Source organism: Pinirhizobacter soli (assembly GCF_015905305.1).
Lineage (GTDB): Bacteria > Pseudomonadota > Gammaproteobacteria > Xanthomonadales > Rhodanobacteraceae > Pinirhizobacter > Pinirhizobacter soli.
Genome location: NZ_JADZLQ010000003.1, coordinates 1 through 20,955, shown reverse-complemented (window position 1 = coordinate 20,955; position 20,955 = coordinate 1). Strand labels below are relative to the sequence as shown.

Sequence of the window (20,955 nt, the reverse complement as noted above, 5' to 3'; positions counted from 1 at the left end):
GATTTTCAGATACAACAAAAGCTGGGGGGCTTGCGTGCATCTTCATTCGTACCGCGTGCGGAATTTTCGGCGCCTAAAAGACGCGCATATCGAGCTAGCAGACGACATCTCGATATTCGTGGGATCGAATAACAGCGGGAAGACTTCGGCGACTCAGGCTGTCCACTCGTTCATCTCCGGTGGGAAAGACCGCTTTAGCCTATATGACTTTAGCGCCTCATCTTGGAAGGTCTTCGATGACGCGGGCGACACCGATTTGGCCGCGCCGATACAAGACGATTTTGCACTGCCAAGCATTGATCTTGACCTCTGGTTCGAGGTGGCCGCGCCCGACCTCTACCTCGTCATTCCCCTGCTACCGAGCACTGCGTGGGAAGGCACAAAGGTTGGCATACGAGTTTCTCTAACGGCTCGGAGCGCCTTGGATGTTGTCCGGAATTACCAGACTGCCAAGACAAGGGGCGCAGAACAGGCCGCCGAACTGCCGCCTGGGTCTCAATATGTGCCTTGGCCACGATCTCTTACGGATTACCTTCAGCGGGAGTTGAAGAACGAATACGACCTTCGCTACTTTATCCTAGACCGTGCGCGTTTCGACGACAGTTTCCGGGAGATTGGTGACTACGTTCCCGACCAGTTGGAGGGAGAGCCGGGCGGCGGGACAATACTGAAGTCTCTCATTCAGATCGATAACCTTGGCGCACAGAGGCACCTATCCGACCCCAGCGCTGAAGCAGGAGGCGGTAGGTCTGAGGATTTGTCCAAGCGACTGAGCCGCTTCTATAAGCGAAACCTCAAGCAGAGGCAGGACGACCACGTAGCCCTGAAGGCGCTCTTCGATTCCGAGCAAGCGTTGAACGTTCACTTGGACGGCGTTTTCAAGCCGATGCTCAATCGGCTCGCCGAGCTCGGTTACCCCGGCGTCAACAACCCTCAGCTGAAGATCATGTCAGCGCTGGATCCGGCTCATGTCATGAGCCAGGACGCCCGAGTTCATTACCAAATCGGGGGTGACGACGGTGCTGCCACTTTGCCCGACACCTACAATGGTCTTGGGTTCAAAAACCTCATCTACATGGTCGTGGAAATACTGGATGCCCAGGCCAGATGGGCGACGATGGATAATCGCCCACCGCTGCATCTAATCTTCGTTGAAGAGCCAGAGGCCCACTTACACGCCCAGCTCCAACAGGTTTTTATCCGCAATGTTCTGGACCTCCTGAAAATTGAAGGGGATGACGGCAGCATTTTTGCCAGCCAGATGGTCATCACAACCCATTCGCCACACATTCTCTACGAGCGCGGCTTCAAACCGATCCGGTTTTTCCGGCGCAAGAAGGACGGTTCGGAACAGCTGACGACAGTCCTAAATCTCTCGGCCTTCTATCAAGCTCAACCTGACGATCGAGATTTTCTCGAGAGATACCTGAAGCTCACCCATTGTGATCTGTTCTTCTCGGACGCTGCCATCCTTGTCGAAGGCAACGTCGAGCGCCTTCTCCTGCCGGTAATGATCCAGCAGGTAGCAAGAACCCTCCGCTCGGCCTGTCTCTGCATTCTTGAGGTTGGTGGTGCCTTTGGACACCGATTCCGGTCGCTTATCGAGTTCCTCGGCTTGACGACCTTGATAATCACCGATATCGACAGTGTTGCCCTCGTGGCTGCTCCGGCTGGGGCTGATGCAGAGGAAGGCGACGAAGTCGAGGAATTCGACGTTCCGGCCGAGGGTGCTGAGGGCGAGGGCGCGGCTCAAGAGGAGCGGGGTGGCGAGGCGCTGGGCGTAGTCGCAGATGGACAACACCCAACGCCCGTCAGAAAGAAATACGGGAAGGCCTGTTTGCCAAGCGAACCTGGAGCCGCAACGTCAAACCAGACGCTAATTAAGTGGCTCCCAGGAAAGCTGACGATTGGGGAGCTCCGCGAGGCTTCCCAGGCCGACAAAACCCACGACCTCGATGACGGTGCAAAGGTCCGCGTGGCTTACCAAACTGAGCGCGCCGTCACGTGGAACGGAGCCACCGAGATTCTATGCGGCCGAACGTTAGAGGAAGACTTCGGCCTCGAAAACCCTGAATGGTCGCAAGCTCCAGAACGGAAGCAACTGGGGCTAGTCGTAAAAGGCGCCGTTGCCGATCCAGCGGCTCTGGCCAAGGGGCTTCATGAGAAGGTGTCGCGTAAGAGTTTCGATAAGACCAAATTCGCTCTTGCTGTCCTAACGGAGGAAACGGGTTCGTGGCACGTGCCTGCGTACATTCGCGACGGGCTCATTTGGTTGAAGGAAGAGGTTAGGATCGAGCTGGAGCCCTCCCTCCCTCAAGCTGCCCTTGACGCGGAAGACATTGCTGTGGAGGCAAGGGCGTGAGCAGCCGGGCAAATAAGCCGGACACTCAGGCTGACATCGATCTGCGGACCTGTGTCAGTGAAACCCCTCCTCGTAGCTTTATCATGAAAGCCGGGGCCGGTTCTGGTAAGACGACGTCTCTCATTAAGGGGCTTTCGTCGGTCATACAGCTCCACGGAGAACGATTGAGAAAATCGCGGCAACGGGTCGCTTGCATCACGTACACAGAGGTTGCCGCCGGGGAGATTTGGAGAGATGTCGGAAACGACCCGCTTGTCCATGTCTCCACGATTCACAGCTTTATGTGGATGCTCGCCAAGCCTTTTCAAAATGACATTCGCGCTTGGGTTTCGACGCGGATCGCTGAAAAAACAGCGGCGCTCGAAGAGAAGCGCGCGAACTATGGTCCCCGCGTCCAGCAGCGGACGAAGGACAAAGATGCTCGTGATCTGGATCGCTTTACCCGCCATTTAGGGCTGATATCTGGGGTCAAAGGATTTCGCTACGGCACGGGCAGCGACTACCCGAAAGGTGTTTTGGGTCACGATGACATCCTAAAACTCGTACCCTTCCTTATCGCTGAGCGGCCCCTCTTTCGAACCCTTCTGGCCCGGCAGTTCCCTTTCGTTTTCGTGGATGAAAGCCAAGACACGACGGCCGAAGTCATTGAAGCTCTAAAGACCGTTGAACAGGAACCAAGCGCAACGCTTTGCCTCGGTTTCTTCGGTGACCCCATGCAGCGCATCTACGCGACGGGTTCGGGACTAGTCGAGCCCGAGCCCGCCTGGGCGGACATTCCGAAGCCGGAGAATTTTCGCTGCTCGACCAAAGTTCTGAACCTGGCAAATGCCATTCGTCGCGATGGGGACGACCTTGTCCAGGTCGCTGGCACACGGCTGGGCCCGGACGGTGTCATCCCAACGCCCGAAGGTACTGCGCATCTTTTCATTCTTCCAGCTAACAATACGCGAGACGCCAACCTAATCCGAGTTCGCGACTGGATGGCCGCACAGACGGATGACGAGGCCTGGCGGCACGGTGTGGATGACCAAGACCGGGTAAAGCTACTCGTTATTGTCCACCAGATGGCTGCGAAGAGATTGGGTTTCGGAGACCTCTATGCGGCGCTAAACACCAAAGCGCCTGAAGTATTCAAGAACGGCTTCTTGGACGGAACCGCGTGGCCAATTTCACCGTGTGTTGGATTTCTGATTCCAGTCGCGGTGGCAGCCGCTTCGGGCCGCGAGTTCGAAGTGATGCAACTCCTCCGGAGATATTCGCCCTTGCTAGAGAAGGACTCGCTGGTCGGCGTCGACGTTTCCACACGGCTGCGAAAGATGGGGGAGTCTGTCGCTCAAGTCTCGGCCGCAATCGCGGGTAACTCCGGCGCGACCATCGGCGAGATTCTGAAGTTGGCCCACTCGTCTGGGCTGCTGATCTTCGATCCTAGGCTCGTGTCCTATCTCGAGCCTGAGGCAGCCGCGCTCGTTGATCAGCCCGTCGCCGGTGAAGACTCGGCAGATGATGACGAGGAGGAAGACGATGAGGCGGACAAGGAGCTGGCTTCAATGGACGCCTTCCTGGCTTGTCCCGCAAGTCAACTTCTAGCGTACCAAACCTATATCTCGGAACGATCACCCTTTTGGACTCAGCAGGGGATCAAAGGCGCCGAATTTGCAAGAGTGCTAGTCGTTCTCGATGACGCCGAAAGCACCCATTTTCAGTTTTCCTACGATAAGTATTTAGGGCTTAGGGAGCTCTCGGATAATGATCGCAGACACATCGATGCGGGTGAAGAGACTACCGTGGATCGGACGCGTCGCCTTTTCTATGTTAGCTGCACAAGGGCGTTGAAGGATTTGGCTGTCGTGCTTTTCACAGCCGATCCTGTCGCTGCCCAGGCGCATGTTCGCCAACTAAATCTCTTCGAGGGCCAAGCCATCCATACTCAGGATGTTTTCGACGCAGCATAGCGCTGACATGCGTCCCTGAACTAGCGACTAAGTATTGACTCATGGAGAGCACCCGGTCCGCGACCCAACCCCCGGTGCTGTTCGTCAGGGGTGACGGGGATCCATCCACGCCGATGGAATTACTCTGGCCATGCCGCCACCCGACGCTGCCGCGCCCGTCTGCTAGTGATCAAGCCGCGTCATCCATCACTCTATAAGCCGATGGCTCCGTAGGTTCATCGACTTCACAAGCTCCCGGAAAGCGCCTACGAAATGACGCGCCGGCGCTGATGTAACGATCGGAGTGGTAGATGGGACGCTAGCTGTCGCGACGGGCCGTATAAAACAAAGCTTCTGTCGGCTCTCAATCGCAGCGTCTTGATTCATTACCCGACAAAGGGCGAGCTGTAGGATCAAGCTATCACTGGAATTGATGATGAAGGAGCGCATGGATGCTAACGGTAGAAGATGTGATCGCGGCGCTAAGGAATCCTCGAGGTCTTGAAGATGCCCTCATCCTCGCTCACGTAGTCGCCCATAAGGTAGAAAACAAGGCGATGGAATCTTGGGTCGACGCGGAACTCACCGGGTACGGGGACGCGTCACCACCCTCCTACAGGAGGATCGCACTATCCGTGTACGGTGATGTAGTCGAGCACGGTCGGCGGTATCCAAACGAGCAGCTTTGCCTATCTGGGCTTAGCGAAGAAACGAGAATTGCGATAACCACACGTGTGGCGACCGAAAGCATAAGCGTTGTCGAGGACTGGATAGTGAAGGAGCGCAACGGGCCTGGGTTGCGAACAGTATTGAGACCGGAACAGTGCCAGGAGATTGCCACAACGTCCTATCGCGGAGAATGCCAGATTGAGCGGGCATGGGGGATCCCCGTCGCTGGAGCCATCCTCCAGGTGAGAGCTGACATACGGTCGAAGCTACTAAGATTCATCATTGGGATTCTAGACGACGTAAAACTAGCCAGAACTCCCGAAGATGCCGAGAGAACTTCGAATCGCCTAGTAAAGGATCTTTGCAAGGGAATAGTTGTAGGTGATAACGCCACCATTCTCATTGGTGATCGAAAAACGCAACATTCAATCTCGTGCTCTGTGTCGTGCCGTAACTTTGTCACGCTAAAGAGAGCGCTGGAGGATTGCGGAATAGCCAAGAGTGACGTAGACGATTTGCGGCGCGCGGTCGAACTCGACGACGATCGATCAGACCGCGGAAAGACAGAGTTTGGCCCCCTTGTACGGGAGTGGATACGAATCATGGTTGGGAAAGCCGGAACGGAGGCTTGGCGAGCGGCCACTACGAGCGGACTAACCACGCTCTATACCGCACTGAAGGCCTACTACGGGACCTAATTGGACGTATTAACGGATCGGGCGAACAAACAGCGCGGTTCATTTCGTCAACGAAAACTGTGTTTTGCACGCCACAGTCGGGCACATAACTTTCACCCTGAACTACGCACATTTGTCCGCCCTAGCAGGACCTGAGGGCCTTGCGCCAACCATCACTGCTGACGCAAAGATGATCATAGCTCTGCCACAAGTCGAAGAGTTGCGCCACCCGATGTCGATGCACCATCGCCTGAGAAAACAGACTAAGCCGCCAACGACATTCTGAAATCCTCTCCTAGAATGTGAATCCGGTTGCCAATTGCTCGGCAACCAAGAAATTCTCCAAGAATTTAATGGCCAGGTCTATCGTATTCGTCGTAGATTTGATTCATCGTGCTGAGACTCATCGCGTTCAAAGGTGCTTGTCACTTAAGGGTCCAGTGTGTTCGTCACTGCAAGGATAGGAAGAAATGTGAGTGTGCTCGCCTCCGAGCGGGTGTAGGCTCAGAAGCCCCTTTCCGCATGACGCTGGCCCTATGCGCGGTTGGCAACCAGAAGTATCGGACCAACACCCCCGTGAAAGGCGTGCGGCGGTGTATATGCGCGTGTCAACGGATCATCAGCGCTACAGTCTCGGCAATCAGATTCAGGCGCTAGCTGCGTACGCCGTCAAGAACCAGCTTATGGTCGTCGAAGCCTATGCCGACGAAGGCAAGAGCGGACTGGATTTGAGGGGAAGGCCGGCACTTCAGTCAGTCTTGGAGGCGGTGAAAAACGGAACCCAGGCCTTTGGTGTTTTGCTCGTCCTCGACGTCAGCCGATGGGGTCGGTTTCAGAACACGGACGAGCCCGCCCATTACGAGTTTCTTTGCTTACTCGCCGGCGTGCGGGTCGTCTATACCGCCGAGCCGTTTGAGAACGACGGAAGCCCTATGTCAGCCATGCTCAAAAACATGAAGCGTGTCATGGCAGGTGAGTTTAGCCGGGAGCTTTCAAGGCGTGTCTTGTCAACGTTGAGTCGGATGGCCGCACAGGGTTACCACGTAGGGGGACCTCCGGTGTATGGCATGCGACGGGTCGCAGTCGATGACCAGGGCAACGTGCGTAGTGTTTTGGCGAACGGGGAGCACAAGAGTTTCGGGTCCGATCACGTCGAACTGGCTCCTGGGCCAGCCTTCGAACTGAAAGTGGTTCGGCGCATTTTCCGAGAGTTTGTCAGGGACAATGGGCGAGAGGGACACCTTTGTGCTCGCCTCAACGCAGCCGGCATTGCCGGCGCGAATGGGCGGCGTTGGACCACTCACGCGATTCGTCACATGCTCGACAATCCGGTCTACATCGGTAAGGCCGTTTACAACCGGGTGACCGTGGGTTTTCGCACGCCCATGCGGAGAAATCCTAAGCAGGTGTGGATAGAACGATCCAGCAGATTTCCGCCGGTCGTGCGAAAGAAGCTCTACGACGCAGCGCAAGCTATCCTCAAGGCTCGGGTAACCCGGGCGGACGACGAGAGCTTTCTTCAACCGCTTCGCGAGCTGTTTGCCCGGACCGGAAGGCTCTCGGCCCGACTCATCAACAGAACCCCCGGCGTTCCCAGCTCCTGGGTGATTCAAACCCGGTTTGGCACTCTGCTTCGAGCGTATGAACTCGCAGGATTGCCGCCATGCCGGGACTTTTACTATCAGGATATTAATCGCCAGTTGGGTAGTGCGCGGGGAAGGTATATCGACGATGTGCGCGGGGCGTTGGAGCAGGCGGGCCACACCGTCGAGATGGTCGACGATGATTTAACGCTCCGGGTGGACAATACGTGGGGCCTGTCAGTCAAACTCAGCCGAGCGATATCGAAGGCGCCTTACGGGCGACGGTGGCGATTGGCGTTTCATCCGCCACCGACCGCTGACCTTTGCTTGGTTTTCCGGATGACCTTGAACGGCCAGAAGATAGTCGACTACTACTTGTTGCCGACGACGGCGATGACCGAGCGCATGGTGGTTCTAGGCGACCGAAACAATGTGGCTACCGACCTCTTCCGTTCCGACGATCTCAGCCAGGCGATTGGGTTAATTGAGCGGGTGCGAAGTGGCGACATTCCCTTGCCGGCGTTTCGCCTCGGACGAACTCCCTTCACGCGAGCTAATGCGCGACGACGGGTCAAGCTTGAAGGAGGGTGAAATCGTGGATCACAAGGTTCTTCTCCTCGACACCGTTGCCTTGGTGGAAGCCGTCAGGGTCAGGGATTTCGACGAGGCACGGTTTCGCTGTCAGCTAGTCGGCGACGGCGCCTGGTCGGAAGCCGAATCGAAGGTCGGGAATGCGGCTATTGGTCTTGAGGTCGCCCTTCGTAGTGCAGAGCGTGCAACCCCAGCGGTCTGGGAACTGGCTCTTGAAGCACTGACCCGGGAGGTCGATGCCTTCTTACAGCCCCGCCGAGGCGGGTTGTTGTCGGCCGTGCATCAGCCGGGTGGCGGTTAACTCACAGATGGCACTCGACCCTTTGACCAGAGCCAAGGCCGACATTTCATGGCTCATCAGTACGGTAGGGTTCTCTGCCCTAGTATTTATCGGTGCGCATGCGCACAGCCCTTTGTGGGCCATCATCGGGCAAGCCCCCCCAGCCTGGGCGTGCGTGCTGGTCTGCCTTGCGGCATCAGCATTCTTTCGGATCTATTTCCTGCGTCGGCGCTGGCGTTAAAACGGACAACAGCCGGATCAAGCATTCAGTTAGATTCAGTCAATTGTGGAGCGAAATCGAAGGAGTTCTGGCGCCTACTCAGCCACGCTTCGCATGTTTGGTCGGTAATCTGAGTCCCCCATACGCTTGGGCTAAGCTATGCCCCTCACCGTCACCGGCCTAAGCGTCATGTCCCATCCCCCGCGCCGCGTCCTCGTCGGAGTCACCGGCGGCATCGCCGCTTACAAGACCTGCGAACTCATTCGTCGCCTGCGCGATCACGACATCGAAGTCCGCGTGGTGATGACCGAAAACGCCACGCGTTTCGTCACGCCCACCACCTTCCAGGCGCTCTCCGGCCAGCCGGTGCGGGTAAGCCTGTGGGATGAAGCGGGCGAGGCCGCCATGGGGCATATCGAGCTGGCCCGCTGGGCGCAGCGGGTGATCGTGGCGCCGGCGTCGGCGGATTTCATCGCCCGCCTGGCGCAGGGCATGGCCAACGACCTGCTCACCACCACCATCCTTGCCACCGCGGCGCCCGTGTACGTGGCGCCGGCGATGAACCAGCAGATGTGGGCCAATGCCGCCGTGCAGGAAAATGTGAAGACCATCACATCCCGCGGCGTGCGCATGTTGGGCCCGGATGCCGGCGACCAGGCCTGCGGCGACATCGGCTCCGGCCGCATGCTCGAGCCCCATGAACTTCGCGACGCGCTGCTGGCGTCCTTCAGTGAAGGCGACCTCACCGGCAAGCACGTGGTGGTGAGTGCCGGACCCACGTACGAAGACATCGATCCAGTCCGCTTCATCGGTAACCGCAGTTCCGGCCGCATGGGCTTTGCCGTTGCCGCGGCGGCTCGTGAGGCCGGCGCACGTGTAACCCTGGTTGCCGGGCCCGTTGGATTGGGTACCCCGTGGGGTGTGGATCGGGTGGACGTGCGCAGCGCGCGCCAGATGCACGAGGCGGTGCTGGCCGCCGCCAAGGGCGCCGACATCTATATAGGAGCCGCCGCCGTGGGCGACTACCGCCCGGTGGAAGCGGCCACGCAGAAGATCAAGAAACAGGAAGGCAAGCCGCTGGCGCTGAACCTTACCGAGAACGCCGATATCATCGCCGACCTCGCCAGCCGTCCCGATCGTCCCTTCCTGGTAGCCTTCGCCGCCGAAACCCAGGAACTTGCCGGATACGCGCAGGCCAAGCTCGCCCGCAAGGGCGTGGACATGGTGGCTGCCAACGAGGTGGGCGGCGGCCGCGGCTTCGAGGCGGCGGACAATGCCCTGAACGTCTATTGGCCCGGCGGCAGCCAGGCCTTGCCGCGGGCGCCGAAGACGGAGTTGGCCCGTGACCTGATGGCCCTGGTGGCCGAGCACTATAAGAAGAAGGGATCCGCCGCTTGATCGACATTGAACTGAAGGTGCTGGACCCGCGCGTGGGTGATGTCATTCCGCTGCCCACGCCCGCTACCGATGGCAGCGCCGGCATGGATCTTCGGGCCGCCGTGGACGGTCCGCTGGAGTTGGCTCCCGGCGCTTCGGCCCTGGTGCCCAGCGGCTTTGCCATCCACATCGGCGATCCCAACTGGTGCGCCCTGATCGTCCCGCGCTCGGGCCTGGGCCACAAACACGGGCTGGTCATGGGCAACCTGGTAGGTGTGATCGATGCCGACTACCAGGGCCCGCTGATGATCTCCTGCTGGAATAGATCGGCGATTGCGTACACCATCCACCCCGGAGACCGCATTGCCCAGCTGCTGCTGGTACCAGTGGGCCGCGCATCATTGCGTGTCGTGGACTCCTTTGCGCCATCGCTGCGGGGCGAGGGCGGTTTTGGATCCACGGGCGTCGGGTAACGGCGGGATTGGGTTTGCGCGAGGGGAGGGGTGATGGCCAAGGCGAAGGGGAATAATGCGGGTGGCGGTGGCGTGCTGCGCCTGCTGGTGGTGGCGGCGGCAACACTGCTGTTCCTCGGTGCCGGCTTTTCTGCCTGGCAGGGCTGGCTGATCGCCAGTGAAGGCAGCGCCGCCGAAACCGTGCTTTCGGCCCAGGCGTCGGCGGCCGAGGCGGTGACCCGCGCCGTGGCCACCCAGCGCGAACAGGTGATGCAGGTGTTGCGCGACCCGCAACTGATCGCGGTCATCGACGACCATGCGACCGCGGCGGCATCGATCCAGGCCCGCCTGTCCGGCGCCAGCCATGTGGGCGTGTTCGCCGGCAACCAGGACGATGTCCTGCACGCGAACTACCGGGAATTCGGCTACGGCAAGGCTGCGCAGCTGATGGCGGCCTTGTCGGCAGGCGATATCGCGCCAGTGCAGACGGCGAACCCCGATGGCACCCATCGCCAGGTGACCATGGTGGCCGCCGTGCGCGATGCCGACCGCGTGCGCGCCTGGGTGTGGCTTGAGCTGCCGTTCGACGGCATCACGCAGGCTTTCGAATCGGTTGAACCGGGTTCCGGGCGCATCGAGCTTCGCCAGGGTCCGGATGGTCCCGACCTGATGCTGCTGGCCGCAGGTTCCACCGGCTCGGCGTCTGCCGGTCCTCCCGTGCGCATTCGTGGCAGCGCGTTCTGGATTGCCGCGAACATGCCGCGTGCCTACATCGTGCTGCCTCACCTGTGGCCGTTCGCCATGGTGCTGGCCTTGTTGTGCCTGGGCGCGGGCGTAGCCTTGCTGTGGGTCCGCCCTCGCCGCGGCAGCGCCCCGACCAAGGCGGAGCTTGCCGAGCCCACCCTGGCCGAGGCCATGCGCGACCTTCCGCCTGAAGATGCCCCGAAGACGCCGCCGCGTCGTGCCATTGCAGCTGCCGCTGCCGCACCGTCGGCATCGGCCGATGTCGCCATCGATCGCGATGTATTCCGCGCGTACGACATCCGTGGCGTGGTCGGCAAAGGCTTGTCGGCGGATTTCGCCCGCCTGCTCGGCCGTGCCATTGGCAGCAGCATGCGCGAGCAGGGGCTGCATGAAATCGTCATCGGCCGCGATGGCCGTTTGTCGGGCCCGGAATTGGCCGGTGCGCTGGCCGAAGGCCTGCGCGCGGCCGGCGTGGACGTGATCGACGTCGGTGCCGTGCCGACGCCGGTGATCTATTACGCCGCCTTCCGCTTCAATACCGGTTGCTGTGTTTCGGTCACCGGCAGCCACAACCCGCCCGACTACAACGGTTTCAAGATCGTCGTCGGCGGTGAAACACTGGCCGAAGAGGCCATCGTGGCCTTGCACGACCGCATGGTGGCCAAGCAATTCTCCGATGCCGGTGGCGGCAACCTGCGCCAGATGGATATCTCCGACGACTACGTCGACCGCATCACCTCCGACGTGCAGGCCGAGCGTCGCCTGAAGGTGGTGGTGGACTGCGGCAACGGCATTGCCGGCAACCTCGCCCCGCGCGTGCTGGAAGGCATCGGTTGCGACGTGGTGCCGCTGTACTGCGAAGTGGACGGCACCTTCCCCAGCCACCATCCCGATCCGTCGGAGCCGAAGAACCTGGAGGATCTCAAGCTGGTCGTCGAGAAATACCAGGCTGATCTGGGCGTGGCCTTCGATGGCGATGGCGACCGCCTTGGCGTGGTCACGGCCCAGGGCGAGATCATCTATCCCGACCGCCTATTGATGCTGTTCGCCCAGGACGTGCTGCAGCGACATCCGGGCGCCACCATCGTCTATGACGTCAAATGCACCGGTCACCTGCGCAAGGTGATCCAGGAAGCCGCCGGCGTGCCGTTGATGTGGCGTACCGGCCACTCACTGATGAAGGCCAAGATGCGCGAGACCGAAGCCCAGCTGGGCGGCGAGATGAGCGGTCATTTCTTCTTCGCCGAACGCTGGTACGGCTTCGACGACGGCATCTACGCCGCGGCACGCCTGCTGGAGATCCTGGCCAGCGACCTGGAGGGCCGCACGGCAAGCCAGGTGTTCGCCACCTTGCCCAACAGCGTGTCGACGCCGGAGTTGAAGCTGCCGATGGCCGAAGGCGCCCATCACCGCTTCGTCGAGGCCTTCCGCGAGAAAGCCGACTTCGGCGCCGATGCGCGACTGACCACCATCGATGGCGTGCGCGTCGACTGGAGCGACGGCTGGGGCCTGGTGCGGGCGTCCAACACCACGCCGGCGCTGGTGCTGCGTTTCGACGCTGACAACGCCGTGGCGCTTGAGCGCATCCAGGCGGTGTTCCGTACGGAGCTCAAGAAGGTTGATTCGAAGCTGGTGCTGCCGTTCTAGGCACCGATACCCCAGCCTATTGCCCGGCGGAGTTTTGATCCTGCTGGGCCTTGCGCAGTTCGCGGTAGTGGCGCACCTGGCCTTCCATCTTCAGCTGCGCGTTGGCGCGGTTGGCCTGCTGGCGCTCAAGCGTGCTGCGGATGGCTGACACCGTGGTGCGCTGTCCGGCGATGCTGTCGCTCAGGAACTTCGGCACCGGCTGGTTGGCGCGTTCCAGGTCGCCGGCGCGCTGCAGGAGGTCGGTCAGGGCCTTTTCCTGGCTGGCAAGGTTGCCCTGCGTGGTGTGGATGGTCTGGTCGAGCGAATCCATTTCCGCCTGCTTGGCCTGGGTGAACGAGGCTTCGTCGGGATAGGCGGCGAGCATCTGCACATCCGCCTGCCGCTGGGCCTGGGCATTGGCATCTTGCACTAACTTGGCATCAGCCGCGCGCTTGGCGGCGGCAAGTTCCTCAGGCGTGAGCTGGCGGTCGACATGCTGCACTACCATGCCGGCGTCGTTCACCACGTCGTAGCCGTATTTCATGGCATCGGTGGTGAGCACGTCGCTGTAGTGGGCCTGGCCGGCGCCGTCTTTCCACTTGAAGCGGAACGAGGGGCCCTTCTGGGCAAATGCCATCGTGGCCGCCGCGCAAAGCGCGAGCGACAGGGCAAAACGAAACGATCGGCGCATGAATTCCCTCCTGCGGGCGAGTATAGCCGCCAGGAAGCGTCACACCACCCCGTATTGCCGGCGGTATTCCTCCAGCCCGGAACGGTGGGCGGCGAGCTCCGGCCGCTCGCCGGCCAGGGCCATGACGTCGGCGAGGCTGGCGATGGCGATCACCGGGATGCCGTGGTCGGCGGCTACTTCCTGTGCGGCGGAGCGTTCGCCCTTGCCGCGTTCCTGGCGATCCATGGCGATCAACACGCCAGCCGGGATGGCGCCCTGGTCGCGGATCAGGTCCAGCGATTCACGCACGGCGGTGCCGGCGGTCATCACGTCGTCCACGATCAACACCCGCCCTTGAAGCTTTGCCCCCACCAGCAGGCCACCTTCACCGTGGTCCTTGGCTTCCTTGCGGTTATAAGCCCAGGGCAGGTCGCGGCCGTGGTCGTTGGCAAGCGCCATGGCGGTGGCCGCGGCCAGGGCGATGCCCTTATAGGCCGGCCCGAACAACATGTCGAAGCCGACCCCGGCGCGCAACGCCGCCGCCGCATAGGCCGACCCCAGGCGGGCGAGGGCAGCGCCTGAATCGATGCGCCCCATGTTGAAGAAATACGGACTGATGCGCCCGGACTTCAGTTGGAAGCTCCCGAAGCGCAGCACCTCGCGCTCGAGGGTGAGGTCGAGGAAATCGCGCTGGTAGGCTTCCATCTCGGTTCTCGCATGCGGCAAAGAACCCCATGCTATCGCGGGGCCTGAGGTCCCGGCCAGCCGGTTGCTATGATGGGCGCAGGTCATACCGGATCAATCCATTGCGCATCATTTCCCTGAACGCCAACGGCATCCGCTCGGCCGCCACCAAGGGCGTGTTCGACTGGTTGCGTTCGCAAAATGCGGATGTCGTCTGCCTGCAGGAGACCAAGGCCCAGGAAGCCCAGCTCTCCGACCCGATGTTCCGTCCCGACGGGCATCATTGCTTCTACCACGACGCTCGCAGCAAGAAGGGCTACAGCGGCGTGGCCATCTATTCCAAGCGCGAGCCCGACGCCGTGCTTACCAGCCTGGGCCGGGAAGACTTCGATTGCGAAGGGCGCTATATAGAGGCGCGCTACGGCAACCTGAGCGTGGTGTCGTTCTATATCCCGTCCGGTTCCTCCGGCGACTTGCGCCAGGGCTACAAGTTCGGCGTGATGGACTGGCTGCTGCCGATCCTCGACGAATGGCTGGCCTCCGGCCGCGACTACGTGCTGTGCGGTGACTGGAACATCGTGCACACCAAGAACGACATCAAGAACTGGAGTTCGAACCAGAAGAACTCCGGCTGCCTGCCCGCAGAACGCGCATGGCTGGATACCCTGTTCCATGACCGAGGCTGGGTCGACAGCTTCCGTGCGCTCAAGCCCGATGCCGTGGAATACACCTGGTGGTCCAACCGCGGCGCGGCCCGGGCCAACAATGTGGGGTGGCGCATCGACTACCAGGTGGTGACGCCCTCGCTGCGCGCCGCCTTGCGCGATTGCTCGATCTACCGCGAGCAGCGATTCTCCGACCACGCGCCCTATATCGTGGACTACAACGTAAAGTGACCAGCCGCGGTTACAAAGGCCTTGCCGGCATTCGCGAGGCCTTCGCCCAGCCGGGCGCGATCACCATGCTGTTCTTCGGCTTTGCCTCGGGCATTCCGTTTTTGCTGGTGGGCAACAGCCTGTCGGCGTGGCTGAAGGAATCGCGCATCGATTACGGCGCGATCGGCCTGGCGAGCTTCGTCACCTTTACCTATAACTTCAAATTCCTCTGGGCGCCGCTGGTGGACCGCTTGCGCCTGCCGCTGTTCTGCCGGTTGGGCCAGCGGCGAGGATGGCTGTTGTTCGCGCTGGTGCTGCTGGCGGGCGGTTTCATCGGCATGGCCTGCATGCCGCCGGACATGTCGCTGCCGCGCTTCATGGCGGTCACCCTGCTGGCGGCCTTCGCCGGCGCCACCATCGATACCGTGGTCGATGCCTACCGCGTGGAGATCGCCCCGCGCGAGGCGCAAGGCGCGCTGGCCGCCACCTACACGCTGGGTTATCGCGGCGGCCTGATCGCCGGTGGCGCGGGCATCCTGTTGCTGGCCGACAACATCGGCTGGCAGAAGGGCTATGCCGTGATTGCGCTGGTGTTGCTGGTGCCGTTGGTCACCGTGCTGGTGGTGCCCGAACCCGAACACCGCGTGCGCGAACGGCAGGACATCGTCACCGCGGTGCGCGAGGGTTTCATCGGGCCCTTCCGGGATTTTTTCCGGCGCTACGGCCTGGGCCTGGCCTTCTGCCTGCTGGTGTTCGTCGGCCTGTTCCGGTTGCCGGACCAGATGCTGGGCGTCATGGCGTACCCGTTCTACCTCGATGCCGGTTTCACCAAGACGCAGATCGCCGAGGTGTCGAAGGTCTATGGCGTGATCGTGGGCATCGTCGGTGCGCTCCTGGGCGGCTATGCGGTGACGCGCATGGATATCCGCAAGCTGCTGGTGATCGCGGCGATCGGCGTGTCGGTGTCGAACCTGCTTTACCTGCTGATGGCGTCGTACCCGGGCCAGACCTGGAGTTTCGTGGCTACGCTGTCGGGCGATAATTTTGCGCAAGGTTTTGCCGGGCCGGTGCTCGTGGCTTTCATGTCCGGGCTGGTCAACCGCAGCTTCACCGCTACGCAGTACGCCTTGCTCAGTTCGCTTGCCAACCTTCCCGGGAAAGTGATCGGCGGCTTTTCCGGTTTCCTGGTGCGCGATTCCGGTTACCCGGCCCTGTTCGTGCTTAGCACGGTGTCGATCGTGCCGACCTTGCTGGTGCTGGCATGGCTCTGGAAAAAGTTGCCCGGGCTTGCCGTCGTCGACGATCCGGCGGCCGACCAGGGGCAGGCAAGCTCCTCTTCCTGACCGGAAATAGCCCGGACACCCCAGACTTTCCGGCGGGTTGGACACAGGCCGGTTCTTGACGCAGAATCGGCATCACAGGGGGCATGGGCCGGAGAAACCGCACGTGCCGGATATCGTAGTAAGACATATCGACGACGCCACCGCCGAGCGGATCAAATCGCTTGCGCGCGAACGCCGCTGGTCGATCAACGAAGTGATCCTGCATGCCCTCCGTTATGGCCTGGGCATGAGTCCGGGTGACACCTTCAACGACATGCTGGTCGTCCCCGGTGACATCGCCCGGTTGGCCGGCACCTGGGATGCCAGCGAGCAAGCCGCCTTCGACGAAGCCCTGTGTGCCCTGGCCGCAGCTTCCCGCGAAGAACTCTGCCGTGCAGCCATGCTCGAAGAAAGGAAAGTCGCCGTCGGCGGCGGTTGATCAGTTGCGCGGTGCCCGGTGCAGCGCGCCCAGTACCCGCGGGCCGCGGGCCCCTGTCACTGCGGGCAGGTTCCCCGGCAACCGAAGTTCATAACGACGCGCGAGCCAGGCGAAAGCCATGGCTTCGACGAAATCCGGATCGATGCCCGCCTCGCCGCTGCTGGCGACCTTCCGCGTGGGCATCAGCTGCGCCAGGCGCTGCATCAGCACCGCGTTGTGGACGCCGCCGCCACAGGCGGTCACCTGCGTTGCCGCTGGCGCATCGCGGTCGATGGCTAGGGCGATGCTGCGCGCGGTGAGTTCGAGCAGGGTGGCTTGCACGTCCGCTGCGGCCTGGGCGCCAAGCTGCGGATCGAGCCATGTCAGGTGGAAATATTCGCGCCCGGTACTTTTTGGCGCGGGAAGGTCGAAGTAGGGGTCGCTCAGCAGCCGGCCCAGCAGGGCCTCATCCACCTTGCCACTGGCGGCAAAGGCACCGCCGGCATCGTAGGCGCCGCCATGGTGGCGCCGGAACCAGGCGTCCATCAGCGCGCTGGCAGGGCCGGTGTCGAAGCCTACGACGCTTCCATCGGGGCCCAGCACGGTGATGTTGGCGATGCCGCCCAGGTTAAGTACCACGTGGGTTTCGCCAGGCTTGCCCAGCACCACCGCATGCAGCGCCGGCACCAGTGGCGCGCCCTGGCCGCCGGCGGCGACGTCGGCGCGGCGGAAATCGGCCACGGTGTCGATACCGGTGTGGGCGGCGATCACCGTGGGGTCGCCCAGTTGCAGGGTGAACGGGTAGTCCCCGCCGGGGCGGTGGCGCAATGTCTGGCCGTGCGAACCGATGGCTTTTACCTGCGACGCCTGAGTGCCCGAGGCTGCCAGCACGGCGTTCGCGGCGTCCGCGAAGCAACGGCCGATGGCCACGTCCAGCCGGCCGAAGGCATCCAGGTCAAGGTGTTTCTCGCCTTGCGAGAGTGCCAGCACGCTGGCGCGTACATCGTCGGGCCACGGATGGGTGATGCCATGCACCAGTGACGGCGCGTCGCCGTCGAAGGCGACCAGCGCGGCATCGATGCCATCGGCGCTGGTGCCGGAAATCAGGCCAAGGTAAAGCTCGCCGGCACCGCCCACGGTTAGTCCCTTATTCGACGTTGCCGCGTGCGCCGGTGTGCTCGGCGCTGGCCATCTTCACGTTGCTGGTGATCGCGTTGATGCGGGCCAGTTGCGGCGCCACTACTTCGCTGCGGAACTTCGCCAGCTGGGCGCCCGGCAGCGGCTCGGGCTTGGGCAGGGTGACCGTCTGCGGGTCGCGCTGCACGTTGTTGACGCGGAATTCGTAATGAAGGTGCGGGCCGGTGGCAAGGCCGGTCATGCCGACGAAGCCGATCGTGCTGCCCTGCTGCACGCGCTGGCCCACCTTGATGTTGCCGATGCGCGACATGTGGCCGTAGGCGGTGCTGATGGTGCCGTTGTGCTGGATCACCACGAAGTTGCCGTAGCCATTCATCCACCCCTTGAACTTCACCACGCCGTCGCCCGCGGCGTGGATCGGCGTGCCGGTCGGGGCTGCGTAGTCCACGCCCTTGTGCGCGCGCATGGTGCCCAGGATCGGATGCAGGCGGCCGGCGCTGAACTGCGAGGAGATGCGGGTGAAGTCCACCGGGATGCGCAGGAACGAGCCCTGCAGCGGACGGCCTTCCTGGCTGTAATAACCGAACTTGCCGTCGCTGTTGCGGAAGCGGTACGCGGTGTAGTGCTTGCCCTGGTTGACGAACTCCGCGGCGACGATGTCGCCTTCGCGCAGGTACGCGCCATCGCGGTACACGTCGTCGTAGATCACCGTGAAGCTGTCGCCCACGCGCAGGTCCTGCACGAAGTCGATGTCGTATTTGAAGACCTCGGCGAGCTTGAGGATCATCGCGTTGCTCATGCCGGCCTTGGCGCCGGCACCGAACAGCGAACCGTCGATATCGCCGTGGGCGATGTGCTCGCGTGTTTCCACCGCGCGCGAATCGGCGGTAAGCAGCGGCTTGTCGCCATCAAGGCGCAAGGTGGCGCGGCTGTTTTCATCCTGGTCGAAGCGGATGCCGGCGAGCTTGTTGTGATCGTCGATCAGGAACTGGAATTCCTGCCCCACGCTGATGTGGTGCAGTGCGCGGGAATTATCCGACGCATCCATTACGTGTTGAAGGTCGGTGAGGGTAAGTCCCTGCGACTGGAAAATATCCGAGAGGGTCTGGCCCGGTTGCACTTGTACGCTTTGCCATTCTTCACTCAGGGCTTTTGGCGGTGCCGGCGTGTCGATGACGGTCGGCAGCCTGAGCGGAAGCAGTGCATGTACCGGCGGTACGGGATTGGTGCGCATGGCACCGGCCCAGGCCGGAATGACCAATCCTGAAAGCACCACCACCAGCAGGGCCAGGCCGCCGAGGATCCAGCGTTCGCGATGCCATTTCAGCGGCTCGTGCGAGGCGTTGCGATTGAACGTCCAATGCGCGCAACGATCATAAAAGTGGGAATGCCGACGCTGCGCCTTACGGCGGATCGCTTGGCGGCGCACTGCGTGCGCGATCCGTTTCGTTTCGGCCATGCCCCGAAATTCCGTTGCAACAAGATTGTCGCGTACCATAACGGCCTTGTGAGAAGCGCGTCAACGCCTTTTCGATCAAGCATTTGCACCACTTTTTTGGTTAACATCCACTTAACCGGACGTTCACTTGGGTGACGGCCGCCGTTCGAAAATTTGAGGAAGAAGATGAACGAGATCGACCAGGCGCTGGCCATCATCGGCCGCGGTGCCGCCGACATCATCAAGCGCGAGGAGCTCGAAGCGAGGCTGAAGACCGGTCGGCCGCTGCGCGTGAAGGCCGGGTTCGATCCCACGGCGCCCGATTTGCACCTGGGTCATACCGTGCTGCTGAACAAGATGCGGCAGTTCCAGGACCTGGGGCACCAGGTGATCTTCCTGATCGGTGACTTCACCGGGATGATCGGCGACCCCACGGGAAAGAACGTCACCCGCAAGCCGCTTACCCGCGAAGACGTGTTGGCCAATGCCAATACCTACGCCGAGCAGGTGTACAAGGTGCTCGATCGCGAGCGCACCGAGCTTCGCTTCAATTCCGAGTGGTTCGGCAAGATGGACGCGGCCGACCTCATCCGGTTGTCCTCGCAACTCACCGTGGCGCGCATGCTCGAGCGCGACGACTTCGCCAAGCGCTATGCCGCGCAACAGCCCATCGCCATCCATGAATTCCTGTACCCACTGGTGCAGGGATACGACTCCGTCGCCCTGAAGGCCGATGTGGAGCTTGGCGGTACCGACCAGACCTTCAACCTGTTGATGGGCCGTGGTCTGCAGGAACACTATGGGCAGCCGCCGCAGATCGTGCTGACGATGCCGCTGCTTGAAGGCATCGATGGCGTGCAGAAGATGTCCAAATCACTGGGCAACTACATCGGCATCAATGAGCCTGCCATCGACATCGTCACCAAGACGCTGAAGATCGACGATGACCTCCTGTGGCGCTGGTTTGAGTTGCTGAGCTTCGAAACCAGCCTGAACGATATCGCGGTGATGAAAGCGGACATCGTGAGCGGCGCACTGAACCCGCGCGACGCCAAGCTCAGGCTGGCTCGCGAACTCGCCACCCGTTTCCATGACGCCGCTGCCGCCGACCTCGCCATCGCCGGCTGGCACGCCGTGGTGCGTGGGGAGGGCGATACCTCGTTGCTGCCCTTGTCGGACCTCATGGTGCCTGCCGAGGGTCTTCGCCTGGGCGCCTTGCTCACCGCGGCCGGCCTTACTGCCAGCAACTCCGAAGCGGGCCGCAAATTGAAGGAACGCGCCGTGCGTATCGATGCCGAAGTGGTCGAAGACGCGCAGCGTGTCTTCGCGCCCGGCTTCGAGGGGGTCCTGCAGGTGGGCAAACGCAACTTTGCCCGGGTCCGGCTGGTCGCTCACTGAAAATAAATTTCGTTGTGCATCAGTGGATTGGCGCACAACGTGAAATTTCTTCGCAACAACCGCTTGCCAAAAACTTCACGTTTCGTATTATTCGCGGCCCGCAGTCGCCCAACGTCGAAAGACGGACCGCCGGGACCCCACAGAAAGTGAAACCGGGGTGTTGACGGACTCTGAAAGCGATGTAGAATGGGCGGCTCACCTCGGACGAAACGTCCTGAGGGAATCCGGTAAAACCGGGTTCGGCGAAACGATCTTTGACAGTGTGCGCAGGTGAATTGTGTGGGCGTCTTGCCTGGATACGTAGCGTGTCCAAATGAAATGCAAGCGTCCCACTCAAGCAATACATAGCAATATGTCTAGCGAGAGTTGGATAAACGCTTCGGAAAGATAGATTGGTCTTCGGACCGGTCGAAAACTTAAGTGAAGAGTTTGATCCTGGCTCAGATTGAACGCTGGCGGCATGCCTAACACATGCAAGTCGAACGGCAGCACAGCAGTAGC

General features: G+C 61.5%; 16 protein-coding genes and 1 rRNA gene. 13 read left to right on the top strand and 4 right to left on the bottom strand.

The features are described 5' to 3' along the window. Positions 1 to 34 precede the first annotated feature (34 nt). From NDK18_RS13565 to NDK18_RS19360, 8 genes are all read left to right on the top strand, one after another. Positions 35 to 2,362, top strand: a complete 2,328-nt coding sequence (locus NDK18_RS13565; protein WP_250628053.1) for an ATP-dependent nuclease — start codon at positions 35 to 37, stop codon at positions 2,360 to 2,362. Next, the gene (locus tag NDK18_RS13560) at positions 2,359 to 4,314 is read left to right on the top strand and encodes a UvrD-helicase domain-containing protein (protein ID WP_250628052.1); all 1,956 of its coding nucleotides are present in this window, start codon (positions 2,359 to 2,361) and stop codon (positions 4,312 to 4,314) included. The genes NDK18_RS13565 and NDK18_RS13560 overlap by 4 nt, the downstream gene beginning before the upstream one ends. Before the next feature lie 431 nt (positions 4,315 to 4,745). Continuing rightward, on the top strand, positions 4,746 to 5,660 hold the full coding sequence (locus NDK18_RS13555; protein ID WP_250628051.1) for an AbiTii domain-containing protein: 915 nt from the start codon (positions 4,746 to 4,748) through the stop codon (positions 5,658 to 5,660). A gap of 578 nt (positions 5,661 to 6,238) precedes the next feature. After that, on the top strand, positions 6,239 to 7,813 hold the full coding sequence (locus NDK18_RS13550) for a recombinase family protein (RefSeq protein WP_250628050.1): 1,575 nt from the start codon (positions 6,239 to 6,241) through the stop codon (positions 7,811 to 7,813). 4 nt (positions 7,814 to 7,817) lie between these two features. Next, positions 7,818 to 8,114 carry a hypothetical protein gene (locus NDK18_RS13545; RefSeq protein ID WP_250628049.1) on the top strand — a complete coding sequence of 99 codons (297 nt, stop codon included), beginning with the start codon at positions 7,818 to 7,820 and terminating at the stop codon, positions 8,112 to 8,114. A 388-nt stretch (positions 8,115 to 8,502) separates the two neighbouring features. Continuing rightward, the gene (gene coaBC, locus NDK18_RS13540) at positions 8,503 to 9,711 is read left to right on the top strand and encodes a bifunctional phosphopantothenoylcysteine decarboxylase/phosphopantothenate--cysteine ligase CoaBC (protein ID WP_250628048.1); all 1,209 of its coding nucleotides are present in this window, start codon (positions 8,503 to 8,505) and stop codon (positions 9,709 to 9,711) included. Beyond that, positions 9,708 to 10,163 (top strand): dUTP diphosphatase, encoded by a 456-nt coding sequence (gene dut, locus NDK18_RS13535; RefSeq protein WP_250625932.1) that lies wholly within the window; start codon positions 9,708 to 9,710, stop codon positions 10,161 to 10,163. Before coaBC ends, dut begins: the two co-directional genes overlap by 4 nt. A 33-nt stretch (positions 10,164 to 10,196) precedes the next feature. Continuing rightward, entirely contained in the window at positions 10,197 to 12,533 is a 2,337-nt protein-coding gene (locus NDK18_RS19360; protein ID WP_284692149.1) for a phosphomannomutase/phosphoglucomutase, read from the top strand. Between the two features lie 16 nt (positions 12,534 to 12,549). On the opposite strand, the gene NDK18_RS13525 is transcribed toward NDK18_RS19360, so the two are convergent. Together NDK18_RS13525 and pyrE are read right to left on the bottom strand one after the other, a co-directional pair. Beyond that, on the bottom strand, positions 12,550 to 13,203 hold the full coding sequence (locus NDK18_RS13525; RefSeq protein WP_250628047.1) for a DUF4124 domain-containing protein: 654 nt from the start codon (positions 13,201 to 13,203) through the stop codon (positions 12,550 to 12,552). Positions 13,204 to 13,242: 39 nt separating this feature from the next. Further along, positions 13,243 to 13,887, bottom strand: a complete 645-nt coding sequence (gene pyrE / locus NDK18_RS13520) for an orotate phosphoribosyltransferase (RefSeq protein WP_250628046.1) — start codon at positions 13,885 to 13,887, stop codon at positions 13,243 to 13,245. A 101-nt stretch (positions 13,888 to 13,988) separates the two neighbouring features. On the opposite strand from pyrE, the gene NDK18_RS13515 reads away from it, so the two are divergent. The 3 genes from NDK18_RS13515 to NDK18_RS13505 all read left to right on the top strand — a co-directional run bounded on the left by NDK18_RS13515 (position 13,989) and on the right by NDK18_RS13505 (position 16,502). Continuing rightward, the gene (locus NDK18_RS13515; protein ID WP_250628045.1) at positions 13,989 to 14,762 is read left to right on the top strand and encodes an exodeoxyribonuclease III; all 774 of its coding nucleotides are present in this window, start codon (positions 13,989 to 13,991) and stop codon (positions 14,760 to 14,762) included. Next, on the top strand, positions 14,759 to 16,084 hold the full coding sequence (locus NDK18_RS13510) for an AmpG family muropeptide MFS transporter (RefSeq protein ID WP_425600645.1): 1,326 nt from the start codon (positions 14,759 to 14,761) through the stop codon (positions 16,082 to 16,084). Before NDK18_RS13515 ends, NDK18_RS13510 begins: the two co-directional genes overlap by 4 nt. Positions 16,085 to 16,187: 103 nt before the next feature. Beyond that, positions 16,188 to 16,502 carry a hypothetical protein gene (locus NDK18_RS13505; protein ID WP_250625927.1) on the top strand — a complete coding sequence of 105 codons (315 nt, stop codon included), beginning with the start codon at positions 16,188 to 16,190 and terminating at the stop codon, positions 16,500 to 16,502. Here NDK18_RS13505 and NDK18_RS13500 read toward each other — a convergent pair whose 3' ends face one another. Both NDK18_RS13500 and NDK18_RS13495 read right to left on the bottom strand, forming a co-directional pair. Beyond that, complete coding sequence (locus NDK18_RS13500; protein WP_250628044.1) at positions 16,503 to 17,618, bottom strand: anhydro-N-acetylmuramic acid kinase; 1,116 nt, start codon at positions 17,616 to 17,618, stop codon at positions 16,503 to 16,505. It lies immediately after the preceding gene. 10 nt (positions 17,619 to 17,628) lie between these two features. Continuing rightward, positions 17,629 to 19,077, bottom strand: coding sequence for an OapA family protein (locus NDK18_RS13495; protein WP_250625925.1), 1,449 nt, complete (start codon positions 19,075 to 19,077; stop codon positions 17,629 to 17,631). Between the two features lie 165 nt (positions 19,078 to 19,242). On the opposite strand from NDK18_RS13495, the gene tyrS reads away from it, so the two are divergent. Further along, entirely contained in the window at positions 19,243 to 20,454 is a 1,212-nt protein-coding gene (gene tyrS / locus NDK18_RS13490; RefSeq protein ID WP_250625924.1) for a tyrosine--tRNA ligase, read from the top strand. Between the two features lie 417 nt (positions 20,455 to 20,871). Then, a 16S ribosomal RNA gene (locus NDK18_RS13485) occupies positions 20,872 to 20,955 on the top strand; the annotation flags it as partial.

Excerpts from the sequence above, each read along its gene's own strand:
- NDK18_RS13555 (WP_250628051.1), top strand. The coding sequence starts at position 4,746 with ATGCTAACGGTAGAAGATGTGATCGCGGCGCTAAGGAATCCTCGAGGT.
- NDK18_RS19360 (WP_284692149.1), top strand. The coding sequence starts at position 10,197 with ATGGCCAAGGCGAAGGGGAATAATGCGGGTGGCGGTGGCGTGCTGCGC.
- NDK18_RS13495 (WP_250625925.1), bottom strand. The coding sequence starts at position 19,077 with ATGGCCGAAACGAAACGGATCGCGCACGCAGTGCGCCGCCAAGCGATC.
- NDK18_RS13525 (WP_250628047.1), bottom strand. The coding sequence starts at position 13,203 with ATGCGCCGATCGTTTCGTTTTGCCCTGTCGCTCGCGCTTTGCGCGGCG.
- pyrE (WP_250628046.1), bottom strand. The coding sequence starts at position 13,887 with ATGGAAGCCTACCAGCGCGATTTCCTCGACCTCACCCTCGAGCGCGAG.
- coaBC (WP_250628048.1), top strand. The coding sequence starts at position 8,503 with ATGTCCCATCCCCCGCGCCGCGTCCTCGTCGGAGTCACCGGCGGCATC.
- tyrS (WP_250625924.1), top strand. The coding sequence starts at position 19,243 with ATGAACGAGATCGACCAGGCGCTGGCCATCATCGGCCGCGGTGCCGCC.
- NDK18_RS13550 (WP_250628050.1), top strand. The coding sequence starts at position 6,239 with ATGCGCGTGTCAACGGATCATCAGCGCTACAGTCTCGGCAATCAGATT.